Here is an 11,799-nt window from a genome sequence, read left to right as displayed (position 1 = left end):
CAATTGGCCATTTTGTGTGCGTGCTTCTTCCAGACTTGCTCGAAACCGTCAACATGCGTCGAAGGCCTTTCGGGGCGTGTGTGCTGAGTAATCACTGCCCTAGTCCTTGTAGAGGTTCTTGAAATGGCGGTTGATTTTGTCGTGGTCCACGACGATGCCGCGATTGCGTTCAGCTAGAAGCGTTCGGTGGAAGTACCAGTCGTCGAAGCCGACATTCAGCCGATCATAGCCTGAGAGGGCTAGCAGGCGCCTGATTTCCTCCCGGCGCGGTTCGACGAAATTGTGCTCGATGGTGAAGAGTGGGATCCGGTGGCGAGCCAGATCGATGCTGCGCAGGATGTCGAGTTCGGAACCTTCCGTATCGAGCGAGACATAGTCGAAGCCGTTCGACGCGAAGTCGTCCATCGCCGCGATCTCGTTGAAGGTGATGGTCTCGACCTGGATCAGGCCCTTCTCCGCGATGGCCTGGCGACGGTGTCTGGAATAGCCGTCGCTGTCGGCGAACTCCTCGAGGGTGCCGATCTCCTGGGAGGCGACGAAGTCGAGGATTCTGCCCGATTCGCGATAGACGGCCCTTTCCAGGCAAATGGCGGTTCGATTCTGCCGGAGCTTGGCGAAAAGATCGGGATTGGGCTCGACTACCACACCTGTCCAGCCATGCTCGGTCTCCAGAAAGTAGCTGTTGCTGTGGAGGACGCCGTCGAAGGCGCCGATCTCGGCAAAGCGGCCACCACGCCTGCCATTGCACATGGCGAAGACCCAGCGCTCCTGCTCGATCTGCGAATTGGTCGGCATCTCGTAGGCAAGGCGTGGGTCGAAGGGGCGCGTGTCGTCAAATCCGATCGTCATCCACTGCCCCGTCGACCAATCCTGGCACCTCGGCACCTGCCGTGCTCGCCTTGATAGTGTCTTGAACCCACCGCCGGCCCAAGCATAGATTTTCGCCCGTCGAGAGACTTTCTGCTCCCGCTTTCACGGTCGGTCGGGGTCGCTCAGTGAATCTCCGGTTCCGCCACCTTGGCCGTGCCCTCCAGATAGTCGAAATCGCAGCCCTTGTCGGCCTGCTGGATATGGGCGGCGGACATGCGGCCATAGCCGCGAGCATAATTGCGGTCGGGCGGTGACCAAGCGGCGAGGCGTTCGGTGATTTCGTCGTCGCCAAGTTCCACGGAGATGCTGCGAGCTTCGACGTCGACGACGATGATGTCGCCGGTCTGAACCGCAGCAAGCGGTCCCCTGATATAGGCCTCCGGTGCGACGTGGAGCACGCAGGCGCCGTAGCTGGTGCCGGACATGCGGGCGTCCGAAATTCGCAGCATATCGCGCACACCCTGTTTCAGCAGCTTTTTCGGAATGGGCAGCATACCCCATTCCGGCATGCCGGGGCCGCCGACCGGGCCGCAGTTCTTCAGGACCATGACATGGTCGGCGGTGACATCGAGGTTCTCGTCGTTCACCGCGCGCATCATCGCGTCATAATCCTCGAAGACCAGGGCCGGCCCGCGATGCTTGAGCAGCCGTGGCTCCGCGGCGGAGGGTTTGATGACACAGCCGTTCGGCGCGAGATTGCCCTTCAGGACTGCAAGCCCGTTGGCTGTCGAGACGGCCCTGTCGAGCGGACGGATGACATTGTCGTCATAGACCTTTGCGATCGCGATTGTTTCGGCAAGTGGCTTGCCGGTCACCGTCATGGCGTCGGTGTGGAGCTTGCTCTCCAACCGCTTCAACAGGGCGGGGAGACCGCCGGCATAGAAGAAATCCTCCATCAGGAATTCGCCGGACGGCCGCAGGTTCGCGATCACAGGCACCGTGCGCGAGAAGCTGTCGAAATCCTCCGGTGTCAGCGGCACGCCGGCCCGACCCGCCATCGCGATCAGGTGGATGATCGCATTGGTAGAGCCCGCAACCGCCATATGGACGGTGAGCGCGTTCTCAAAGCTCTTGCGCGTCAGGATGCGGTCGGGCGTCAAATTCTCCCAGACCATCTCGACGATACGCTTTCCCGCAGCCGCCGCCATGCGGGGGTGGGCGGCATCGGCGGCGGGGATCGCGGAGGCGCCGGGCAAGGTGAGGCCGAGCACCTCGGCATGGCTCATCATGGTCGCGGCTGTGCCCATCACCATGCAGGTGCCGTGCGAACGGGCGATGCCGCTTTCCATCTCGCGCCACTGATCGTCGGAGATGTTGCCGGCCTCCTTCTCGGCCCAGTATTTCCAGACATCGGCGCCCGAGCCTAATACCTTGCCGGCCCAGTTGCCCCGCAGCATCGGGCCGGCAGGAACGAAGATGAAGGGCAGGCCGGCACTGCAAGCGCCCATGATCAGGGCGGGCGTGGACTTGTCGCAGCCCCCGAGCAGCACCGCGCCGTCGAGCGGATGGGAACGGATCGATTCCTCTGCCTCCATCGCCAGGAAGTTGCGGTAGAGCATCGTCGTCGGCTTCTGATACTGCTCGGAGGCCGACATTACGGGGATTTCGACCGGGAAGCCGCCGGCTGCCCAGACCGCGCGCTTCACCGCCTCGGCCCGGTCGCGTAGATGGGTGTGGCAGGGGTTGATCTCGGACCAGGTGTTGAGGATGCCGATAACCGGCTTGCCCATGAACTCCTCGTGATTGAGGCCCATCTGCAGCGCCCGCGAGCGATGACCGAAGGAACGCAGGTCGCTGGCGCCGAACCAGCGCCTGCTGCGTAGCGTCTCGGGCGTCTTGCGGGGGTGGGGCATGGTGCTTCCTCGGATGTTTCTTGCTTGTGGTCCTGACCGCCATTGCGCGTCGCGAAGCGGTCCGCTGGCGGCAATGCGGGATGCATGCCTTGTCGGGGTGCTCTGCGACGGCGCTTGCGGCTATTCCGCGTCTGCTTGCCGCGCGCCCCAGCCAGCGACGACACGGCGCAACTCGGAGCGCTCGCTCTCGTTCAGCTCCGGAAGGCCAGGCAGGCGGACGGGACCGACCGGCGTACCAAGCAGGCCGAGCGCCTCCTTGACCACGGTCACATTGGCGCCGTTGCCGTATTTGGTGCGCAGGGTCTCGAAGCCGGCGATCTCATCGACCAGGCGTCGGGCGAGTTCATAGTCGTTGCCCTCCAGTGCCCGCCAGATCGCCAGGGAGCGTTCGGGCGCGACATTCACCAAGCCCGAGGTGAAGCCACGAGCGCCGAGCGCGTGGAAAGGCGCAGCCCAGCCCTCGGCCAGCCCGCAGATCCAGTTCGCGCTGGTGCCCTTCGTCGCGCGCACGCACTCGGCCAGAAGCATCATGTTGTTTGATGCGAACTTCACGCCGGCGACATTGGCGTGGGTCGCGACGCGGGCGAGGTCCCTCACGCCGATCGCGTCGGAGCGGATATAGGCGACGACCGGGATCGGCAGGGTTTCGGCAATGGCGAGAATGTAATCGGCTTGCGATTGCGGCGCCGCAAAGGGGTCGACCGGGTGATGCACCATCACTGCATCGCACCCAGCCGCAGCTGCGAGCTTGCCGGTCGCGATCGCTTCGCGAAGGGAGCGGCCGATGCCGGCCGTAACCATCGCTTTGCCGGCGGCAGCTTCAGCGGCGACAGCATGGCTGCGGGCGACCTCGTCGGTGGTCATCGGATAGAACTCGCCGGTATTTCCGGCCGAGACGATATTGTGGATGCCGGCCTCGGCAATGCGTCGGACGAGCTGGCCGGTCAGGGCCCAGTCGGCCTCACCGTCGGCCTTCCAGGCTGTGACATGCACTCCGGAAATTCCGCGTAATGCGGTCCGTAGGCGGTCATTCGTCATAGGCCAATCCCTCCGCATCCGAACCGAACACCTGGCGTACATGGCTCTTGGCCGAGCGCACGATGTGGCTCCTCATTCGCTGCTCGGCAAGCTGGGGTTTGCGCCCCGCCAGCGCCTCGAAGATTCCCTGGTGTTCGACAAAACCCTGGCGGCGTTCGTCCTGCTCGCCGAGCAGTGCGATGCGCTGGGCGTGATCATACATGCGCTGTCCGTCCAGCCGGCGCTCCAGATAGGCGCAGCCCGAGATCCGGTGGATCGCGCCGTGATAGGCCTCGTTCAGATTGACGAGGTCCTCGAGTGCGCTGTGCTCGGTCGCGTGCGCCATGCCGTCGATCAGCCGCGACATGTCGCGGATCTCGGCGTCGCTGATGCGATTGGCGGCGATATGCGCCATCACGCTTTCGATTGCGGCACGTCCGAGCGCCATCTCCAGAGCCTGGCGCGCGGAGAAGAGCACGAAGACGCCGCGTCGTGCCTCCGTGCGGACAAGCCCTTCGCTTTCGAGCTTACGGATCGCATCCTTCACCGGGGTTGTACTGACTCCCAGCATCTCGGCAAGCTGACGCTCGTTCAGCCTCTCCCCGTTCCGGAAGCTGCCGGCAACGATCGCCCGACGCAGACGCTCATGCACATGCTCGCGCAGGGAGCGCAGCAGGTGAGGGGCGACGGGTTCGATCGTGGTCGTCTCGGTCATCATAGTTCCAGCATGTGCCGGGGAGGGGCCGAATCCCGATCGGGCTCCGGCGTTACGCCCTGCATCGCCGCATCAAACATCACAAACATCAAGTTGGAACAAGTCTGAAATTTCAGATTTCGAATCTGAAATTCTGTGCTACGTCCTGCGGCAAGGAGCCCGAGAAGGGCCGAGCCGGCGCGAATTGCGCGGGCGCTGCAGCAAGGGAGGAAGACCTGATGAGTTTCACGCGACGTGCGGTAATGGCCGCCGCCTGCCTGATGATCGCCCCGGCTGCCCTGGCGCAGTCGGACTACCCTTCGAAGGTCGTGACTATCGTGGTGCCCTTCGCCGCCGGCGGCACGACCGACCTTCTCGGTAGAATCCTGGCCGAGCGGCTGGCAGTGCGGCTCAATGGCAAGTTCATCGTCGAAAATCGGGCGGGGGCGAGCGGGAACACCGGTGTTGCGGCCGTCGCGAGGGCGCCGGCCGACGGCCACACACTGACCATGGGCACGGTCTCGACCCATGCGATCAACCCGGCCGTCTACAGCAAGATGCCCTATGACCACGTCAAGGATTTTGCGCCGATCTCGCAGGTGGCGAGCGTGCCGAATATCCTGATGGTCAATCTCGACTTGCCGGCGAAGTCGGTGCCGGAACTCATCGAGCTGTTGAAGAAGAACCCGGGCAAATACTCCTTCGGCTCGTCCGGCGCGGGCACCTCGACGCATATGGCAGCCGAGTTGTTCAAGGTCGCGACCGGCACGGATATGGCCCACGTACCCTACCGATCGAGCGGGCAGGTGACCCAGGATCTGCTCTCCGGCCAGATCCAGCTTTCCTTCGACAACATCACCATAGCGTGGCCGCATGTGGAAGCCGGCAAGATCAGGGCACTCGCGACCGCAACGCCGGAACGGCTCGCCGTGGCCAAGGATTTGCCGGCGCTGGCCGAGTTCATTCCGGGCTATGCCGCGACCTCCTGGCACGGCTTCTTTGCGCCTGCCGCGACGCCGAAACCGATCGTCGACAAGCTTTCTGCCGAGGTCCAGGCGATCATGCGCGAGCCGGCAACCGTCGAGCAGCTCAGGAAGCTTGGGGTCGACCCGGTTGGCTCGAACCAGGCCGATTTCACCGCCCATATCGCCGCCGAAACCAAGCGCTGGGCCGAGGTGGCGCAGAAGGCGAACGTAAAGATCGAGTGAAGCGCGATTGCCATGTCCTGACCAAGAGCGGCATTCCGGGGCTGCGCGGTATAGAGGCCCCGGGGCGGCGATCATCAGCGTCGAATGCCGCCTCCTTTGAGCGAATGAGGATCACCTTCCGATGACGTCCGTGCTGACCCCCGAAAATCGCGAAAAGCTGAAGCGCGTCTCCAGCGCTACTCTGACGACTGCTTTATTCAAGCGTGGCTTCCGCAATGTTTTCATCCAGGACGTGCGGCCGCTCGGAACTGCGGCCCCTCGGATGGTCGGCGAGGCCTATACGTTGCGTTACATCCCGGCGCGCGAAGATCTAGACCATCTCGGGGTTTTCGCCGATATCGAGCACCCGCAGCGCAAGGCGGTCGAGGCCTGCCCGCCCGGCCATGTCATGGTGATCGACAGCCGCAAGGATGCGCGCGCGGCGTCTGCCGGCGGCATTCTTGTCTCCCGGCTGATGCAGCGGGGAGTCGCCGGGGTCGTCACTGATGGTGGCTTCCGGGATTCGCCCGACATCGCCCAGATGCCGTTCCCGGCCTTTCACAATCGGCCGAGCGCCCCGACCAATCTGATCCGCCACCACGCGGCCGATATCAATGTCCCAATCGGCTGCGGCGATGTACCGGTATTCCCCGGTGACATCGTGGTCGGGGACGGCGAGGGGGTCTGCGTGATCCCGGCCCATCTCGCCAACGAAGTCGCAGGGGAGGCCTATGAGCAGACGGCCTATGAGGATTTCGTCGAAGAACGCGTCCGTGCCGGTGAAACCATCTTCGGACTTTATCCGGCTAATGCCGAGACAAATGCGAAGTTCGCGATCTGGCGGACCGGTTGGTCTTGAGGTGGGAAATCTCTACCGAGCCTTGAGGCTCATCATTCGCGGGTGAGCGGAGCCGGTTTCGCATATGCGCGGCTCGCTGCATGGATCGGGCAAGTCGACGTGTAGTGCGCTCGATCTTCAAGTTATAAGTCGTAAAAGTCGCGGTACCAATCGACAAAGCGCTGAATGCCGTCTTCTATCGTGGTGGACGGGCTGAAACCGACGCGGGATGCGAGTGCGCTTACGTCGGCATATGTGGCGGGCACGTCGCCCGGCTGCATTGGCATATGCCGTTTGATGGCCTTCTTACCGCATGCAGCCTCGATCACGGCGATGAAGTGGTCGAGTCGGACTGGAGTGTGATTGCCGATATTGTAAACCCGGTAGGGTGCCGCAGCCGTTGCGGGATCAGGCGAGGCCCCGTTGAAATCGGGGGAAGTTCCGGGCGGCTCACCGACTAGCCGGACGATTGCCTCGCTGACATCGTCGACATAGGTGAAATCCCGGCTCATCTCGCTTTCGGCGTACACGTCGATCGGTCGGCCTTCCAGAATCGCCTTGGTAAAGCTGAAATAGGCCATGTCCGGTCGGCCCCAAGGGCCATAGACCGTGAAGAAGCGTAGGCCCGTGACCGGTATGCCGTAGAGATGGGCATACGAATGCGCCATCAGTTCATTGGCGCGCTTGGTTGCCGCATATAGCGAGACTGGGTGGTCGGCGCCATCATGCTCACTGAACGGCACATTGACGTTGGCGCCATAGACCGAGCTCGATGAGGCATAGATCAGGTGCTGAACCGGATGATGACGACAGGCCTCTAATACTGACACGAAGCCGTCGAGATTGGCGCTGGCATACGCGCGCGGATTTTCAAGCGAATAGCGCACGCCAGCCTGCGCCGCGAGATGAATCACGGCGTCCGGGCGAAATCGAGCAAATGCGTCATCAAGCGCGTCATAGTCGGCAATGTTGAGTTGCTCAAAAGAAAAGCCGTTGCGCGGAGCCAAACGATCGAGCCTCGCCTGCTTGAGCGCAGGATCGTAATACGGAGTGAGATTGTCGATACCGAGGATCTGAACGCCCTGCGCGAGCAAAGCCTCGGTGACATGAAAGCCAACGAAGCCTGCAGTGCCTGTAAGCAGAATTCGCTGTTGTGAGGCCTTGATCGTCACAGGATGGGCCCAGATCATCATAGTTGGTAGCGGCAGAGCGACTCATTCTGCTCTCGCGGCAGAACCAATCAAGCTTAGCTTTGGGTATCTGGCACGACAGCCGCGCGACTACAAGGAGGGCGAGCTTCAACCAACACAATGCGGGCAGCAGTGCGACGCCTCAGAGGCAGGTCGTCGATACCGAGGCCGCTCACCATCATGAATGGGGAGGATAGTCGGAGCCGCACCATCTCCTCTTCGCAGCTTGTCAGCTTCCGCCGGATCTCTGTGATTGGGAGGAGAGCAGCTTCTCCCATTCGGACGTGAACTCGCGGCCTGGCATCCTCGCCGCGCGGGCCTGAAGTGCGTCACGAGCGCGAAGGAGCAAGCTCGGGTCGCGACCGAGCTCGCGCGCGACCAGGCGATGCAGAATCAGCTTCGCATGATCGTTGACGCGCTCCTGGTTGATCTCGCTCGACATCGCCCTCTGCCGACTTGCTGATCAGGCGAGCATCGCATAGCCCTTTGGGAACCGGCAACTGGCCGGGCTCAGCGGCAGCGGCCATGCGATTCTCAATCTTCAAGGACCCGATCCCGGATCTGCCTGTCGATCTTCTGTATGTCGGCACTGTCCACGATGATACTGGAGCTCACCCACTCGTCTATCGCGGCCGAGATAGCTTCCTGCTGACGCAAGCCGGCCTGGTCGGGGTCGCACGCGACGATATAAACCCGGTTGTCGCAAGCGAAGTCGCCGATCGGGCCAGGGAGGTGTGGGGCCAGATGTGGCCAGACGCATTGGCCCTAGTCACCGGAATCGACCGGCGCCGCCTGACGGGGGTGCGGTTCGCGACTTCAGCCATTCCACCGCGCTGCCTGGCTGGCCTGGGCGCGATCCTTGAAGACAAGAAAACCATCAAAGCGGTCGGCGCGTTCGTTCTGGCGCAGGGCTATCTCGTCGAGGCCGACATCGATTCCGAGGATTTCGAAGCCGTTTTCATGCGCTCTCGTAAAATTTTCGATCTGACCCACGGGTGACTTTCAAGGACACGCTGTAGGCTCTTTCCAGGATCCGGACGCGGCACAGGCCGCCCGGTGAGGATGGAGATGAGCATAACTGATCGTTTCTACACCGCGGACGAGCTCCGCAAGCGTGCCGCCGATATGGTGCGGGACATTGACCTTCTCGCGAGTGGCTGGCGGCCCGCCGAGCGTGTGCTCGCGGAAGCCCCCGTTATCAACGGCTGGTCGGTTGTCGAGCGCGGTCCGGGCCCCAGCGCCATTGCGATGGTCGGAACGGTGACGGGGCACCCGCGCTTCCCAGGCGCCCGCCCTGTCCTGACGTCGCCAATCATCGCGGTCGATCTGGAGGGCAGGTGGGCAAGGACCGAGGGGCGGTTCTATCGCCTCGGAGATCCACGGGATTTTAGCTTCGAGGAGTTGATCAGCGGCCCCGCGCCCAAGATCTGATTGCCACCCCACCCAAGCGCAATCCGCTAGCGGCAAAGGCCGCGCGGCCAGCATGAGAGCATGGATATGGACCAAAAAGACCAGCTTCAGATGGTCATCACGGCCGTGGAAAAATGCCGCAAGGAGGTCGAGGACGGCAAGCGCATCGCGACAGTCGATGAGCTGATCTTTGGTCTACCTTTCTGGAAATCAGACCCGCACCGCGACGCTCAGACGTGGGTCACGGAGAATACGGGCTCGGCGGGGCAGGCCTTCTGGATGGCAGATTCAAGTGACCATCTGGAGCGTCAGCTGATTGCGTTCAGCCGAGAATTGACGGTTTCAAAAGCCGACGCCGCGCGCGACACAGTCATCGAGCTGTTGCATGAGTGCGATGAGTTCGATCGGCAGACGATGCTTCGGAGCATCGCGGCGAGGCTGGACATCTACGCGTCAGAGCTTGGTGATCGGGAAGCCGCCACTCGGATGGCTGCGCTCTGCATGTCCCGCGCGACGTATCGTGCGGAGCGCCGAGGCACTGGTCAGCGCTGTCTATTACACGGATATCTCAGTGAACGACATTGCGAGTAAGTATTCGTGGGCGCGCCGCGGCAGCGCGCAGCGCCGCCGGGCTCGCGAGCAGGCCGGGAAGGCAGCTGCAAAAGCATCTGAGGACTACAAGATGGCCGTCGACGTGTTCGACGATTGGACGCTGCAGCGCGCTACGGACGATATCATCGCCGAGTCGACCCGCCCGACCGCTGTCGATGACCTTGACGGAGTCGCGACGGAATTTCCGGACGAGGAGGAGATGAAGAAGGCACGGCAGAAGGACCATGAAGACCTGAGCTTCCTGCCGCGTTTCCAGCCACCAGGCCTCAGGGAATTTGCGGATCGGTTCAAGAAAAGGCGCGACGAGGAGGAGTATCCGGGCATCACCGTAGTCGGCTCGCTCGGCCACCTCCCTAAAGATGGCAAGAGCGGCGACGCGTCGCTGCGGTCGCAATACAAAAGCCTGGAAAATCGCCTCGTGCCCTTGGTCGGGGTCGACGCTCCCGCGGGCGTCTATGCTGACCTGGTCGATCGGTATCCGTGGGCGGAGTCGGCGATCAGTTCGATCATCAAGGAGATCGGTCGGCGTGATAGGGTTCGTCTGCGGCCCACGCTGCTGGTCGGCCCTCCCGGATCCGGCAAAACCAAGTTGGCGCTGGAGCTCGCGAATGCTTTCGGCTTACATCCGGTGAAATACTCCTGCGCGGGCGTGGCAGATTCGTCCTTTGCTGGCACGTCGAGGCAGTGGGCGAGCGCCCGTGTGTCGGTCCCCTTGCAGGCAATCGCCCGCACTCAGATCGCGAATCCAGCGGTCCTTCTGGACGAGATCGAGAAAACGGGTTCGGACAAGAGAAATGGGTCTCTTTTGGACAGCTTGCTCGACTTTTTGGAGCGCGATAACGCCAAGAAGGTCTTCGATCCAGCTCTCGAATGCCCGGTGGATTTGTCGGGTCTCGTCTATTTCGCGACCGCAAACAGCCTGGCCGGCCTGCCGGCAGCGTTGGCAAATCGCTTCCGGATTTTGCAGATCCCGGCGCCAGGCCCCGAGCACCTCGAGGAGCTCGTGACATCGATTCTGGATGACTACGCGGCAGAAGAGGATATCGACCGGCGCTGGATCCCAAATCTCGATGGCGATGAGCTGGAAGCTATCAGGAAGGTCTGGCGAGGTGGTTCAGTCAGGCCGCTCAAGGCCGCGGTTGAGGCCACGCTGGCGGCGAGGGAGGAATTCGCGCCGCGCATGTGACTAGGTCATGCGCGCCAAGTAGGTAGCGGCTGTCCGACTACTTGGCGCTCATGTTCTTCAATCAAGAAGGTGATGTAGCTGCGGATAAGGTTGCAGTAGAGACGGGCCTCATGCGGCTGGATCGCAATGCCCGCTTGCAAATCGGTCCCATGCCGAACTCCACCGCCTGTTGGAGACGACAAGTAACCGTGCAGGGTCGTCATCCAGGTCAAGATCTGCTCTTGCCCCTTTCCCTTGCTGGAAACCTTCATCTCCTTGACGATGGCGTTGAAATACTTCCCCTGAACCGTGTCTTCGCCGTCCCCGGTTCCTCTGAAAGCCGTCGCGATCGACTCCAACAGCCATAGGAGCTCCGAAACAGCCTGTCGGCCCTTGCCTTCGCTCAGCAGGCGATCGGCGGAATTCAGAGCCTCGTCGATCAAGGGACGAGCCTGCGCTGCCAACGATGGCGTTACCGCCGGAACCGCGATCGGGGCGAAATCCTGCGTCGCAACCAGATAGGGAGGATTCAACTTGTAGCCGGCCTTGTGCTCAGCCAAGACCCTGTTGATGAGATTGACGTCTCGCCTAGGCCAGCAGCCTGGCAGTCCATACAGCCGTTGTACAAGGATTCGATAAAAACAGGCGCGTTCTCCGCTGCCCGTCCCATCTGCTTGTCGAGATCACTCCAAGCCCAGCCAACACTGCTGCTTCGTAAGCGTGGTCTGCGGACCGCGCTGCGTCAGGCGGCGATCTGCTTGGTTTCCGCCGTCCATTGCCACGGCATGAGCTCGCCGATGCGGCTATTGGGCCAGCCTTCAGCGATCTTGCGGGTGACGTCTGCGATGTAGGCGAAGGGCTCGACGCCGTTCATCTTGCAGGTCTCGATGATCGAGTAGATGGCGGCGGCCCGCTCGCCCCCGGCTTTTGATCCGGCGAAGAGCCAGTTGCGGCGCCCGATTG

General features: G+C 62.3%; 13 protein-coding genes. 6 read left to right on the top strand and 7 right to left on the bottom strand.

From position 1 onward, the window contains the following. Positions 1-99: 99 nt before the first annotated feature. The 4 genes from AC1DW9_RS32590 to AC1DW9_RS32575 form a co-directional block, all read right to left on the bottom strand. Complete coding sequence (locus AC1DW9_RS32590; protein ID WP_476777125.1) at positions 100-849, bottom strand: FkbM family methyltransferase; 750 nt, start codon at positions 847-849, stop codon at positions 100-102. A gap of 143 nt (positions 850-992) precedes the next feature. Beyond that, entirely contained in the window at positions 993-2,723 is a 1,731-nt protein-coding gene (gene araD, locus AC1DW9_RS32585) for an L-arabinonate dehydratase (protein WP_476777124.1), read from the bottom strand. 120 nt (positions 2,724-2,843) lie between these two features. Next, positions 2,844-3,761 carry a dihydrodipicolinate synthase family protein gene (locus AC1DW9_RS32580; protein WP_476777123.1) on the bottom strand — a complete coding sequence of 306 codons (918 nt, stop codon included), beginning with the start codon at positions 3,759-3,761 and terminating at the stop codon, positions 2,844-2,846. Continuing rightward, a complete protein-coding gene (locus AC1DW9_RS32575; protein WP_476777122.1) occupies positions 3,751-4,455 on the bottom strand; it encodes a GntR family transcriptional regulator in 705 nt (234 codons plus the stop codon). Before AC1DW9_RS32575 ends, AC1DW9_RS32580 begins: the two co-directional genes overlap by 11 nt. Positions 4,456-4,673: 218 nt before the next feature. Here AC1DW9_RS32575 and AC1DW9_RS32570 point away from each other — a divergent pair, with 218 nt between their 5' ends. Then, positions 4,674-5,642 carry a Bug family tripartite tricarboxylate transporter substrate binding protein gene (locus AC1DW9_RS32570; RefSeq protein WP_476855311.1) on the top strand — a complete coding sequence of 323 codons (969 nt, stop codon included), beginning with the start codon at positions 4,674-4,676 and terminating at the stop codon, positions 5,640-5,642. Positions 5,643-5,763: 121 nt separating this feature from the next. Continuing rightward, a complete protein-coding gene (locus tag AC1DW9_RS32565) occupies positions 5,764-6,480 on the top strand; it encodes a ribonuclease activity regulator RraA (protein ID WP_476777120.1) in 717 nt (238 codons plus the stop codon). A gap of 122 nt (positions 6,481-6,602) precedes the next feature. Here the strand turns inward: AC1DW9_RS32565 and AC1DW9_RS32560 are convergent, their stop codons facing one another. After that, positions 6,603-7,631: an NAD-dependent epimerase gene (locus tag AC1DW9_RS32560; protein ID WP_476777119.1), complete on the bottom strand. Its 1,029-nt coding sequence runs from the start codon at positions 7,629-7,631 to the stop codon at positions 6,603-6,605. Positions 7,632-8,174: 543 nt separating this feature from the next. Here AC1DW9_RS32560 and AC1DW9_RS32555 point away from each other — a divergent pair. The 4 genes from AC1DW9_RS32555 (at position 8,175) to AC1DW9_RS32540 (ending at position 10,857) form a co-directional block, all read left to right on the top strand. After that, the gene (locus tag AC1DW9_RS32555; RefSeq protein WP_476777118.1) at positions 8,175-8,648 is read left to right on the top strand and encodes a hypothetical protein; all 474 of its coding nucleotides are present in this window, start codon (positions 8,175-8,177) and stop codon (positions 8,646-8,648) included. 69 nt (positions 8,649-8,717) lie between these two features. Then, positions 8,718-9,080, top strand: a complete 363-nt coding sequence (locus AC1DW9_RS32550; protein WP_476777117.1) for a DUF6634 family protein — start codon at positions 8,718-8,720, stop codon at positions 9,078-9,080. A gap of 66 nt (positions 9,081-9,146) precedes the next feature. Further along, entirely contained in the window at positions 9,147-9,650 is a 504-nt protein-coding gene (locus tag AC1DW9_RS32545; protein WP_476855310.1) for a hypothetical protein, read from the top strand. Then, positions 9,631-10,857: an AAA family ATPase gene (locus AC1DW9_RS32540; protein ID WP_476777115.1), complete on the top strand. Its 1,227-nt coding sequence runs from the start codon at positions 9,631-9,633 to the stop codon at positions 10,855-10,857. Before AC1DW9_RS32545 ends, AC1DW9_RS32540 begins: the two co-directional genes overlap by 20 nt. A gap of 5 nt (positions 10,858-10,862) precedes the next feature. Here AC1DW9_RS32540 and AC1DW9_RS32535 read toward each other — a convergent pair whose 3' ends face one another. Together AC1DW9_RS32535 and AC1DW9_RS32530 are read right to left on the bottom strand one after the other, a co-directional pair. Continuing rightward, positions 10,863-11,396 (bottom strand): hypothetical protein, encoded by a 534-nt coding sequence (locus AC1DW9_RS32535; RefSeq protein ID WP_476777114.1) that lies wholly within the window; start codon positions 11,394-11,396, stop codon positions 10,863-10,865. A gap of 182 nt (positions 11,397-11,578) precedes the next feature. After that, on the bottom strand, positions 11,579-11,799 hold a 221-nt coding region (locus AC1DW9_RS32530), incomplete at its 5' end, for a transposase domain-containing protein (protein ID WP_476775915.1).

Source organism: Allobosea sp. P4_E12 (assembly GCF_056401655.1).
The sequence above is the reverse complement of the archived record's forward strand: the minus strand, read 5'-3'. Positions and strand labels throughout refer to the sequence as shown.

What these genes read in the sequence shown, in the direction of transcription:
- AC1DW9_RS32590 (WP_476777125.1), bottom strand. Translation starts at nt 849, where the DNA reads ATGACGATCGGATTTGACGACACGCGCCCCTTCGACCCACGCCTTGCC.
- araD (WP_476777124.1), bottom strand. Translation starts at nt 2,723, where the DNA reads ATGCCCCACCCCCGCAAGACGCCCGAGACGCTACGCAGCAGGCGCTGG.
- AC1DW9_RS32580 (WP_476777123.1), bottom strand. Translation starts at nt 3,761, where the DNA reads ATGACGAATGACCGCCTACGGACCGCATTACGCGGAATTTCCGGAGTG.
- AC1DW9_RS32575 (WP_476777122.1), bottom strand. Translation starts at nt 4,455, where the DNA reads ATGACCGAGACGACCACGATCGAACCCGTCGCCCCTCACCTGCTGCGC.
- AC1DW9_RS32570 (WP_476855311.1), top strand. Translation starts at nt 4,674, where the DNA reads ATGAGTTTCACGCGACGTGCGGTAATGGCCGCCGCCTGCCTGATGATC.
- AC1DW9_RS32565 (WP_476777120.1), top strand. Translation starts at nt 5,764, where the DNA reads ATGACGTCCGTGCTGACCCCCGAAAATCGCGAAAAGCTGAAGCGCGTC.
- AC1DW9_RS32555 (WP_476777118.1), top strand. Translation starts at nt 8,175, where the DNA reads ATGCGATTCTCAATCTTCAAGGACCCGATCCCGGATCTGCCTGTCGAT.
- AC1DW9_RS32550 (WP_476777117.1), top strand. Translation starts at nt 8,718, where the DNA reads ATGAGCATAACTGATCGTTTCTACACCGCGGACGAGCTCCGCAAGCGT.
- AC1DW9_RS32545 (WP_476855310.1), top strand. Translation starts at nt 9,147, where the DNA reads ATGGACCAAAAAGACCAGCTTCAGATGGTCATCACGGCCGTGGAAAAA.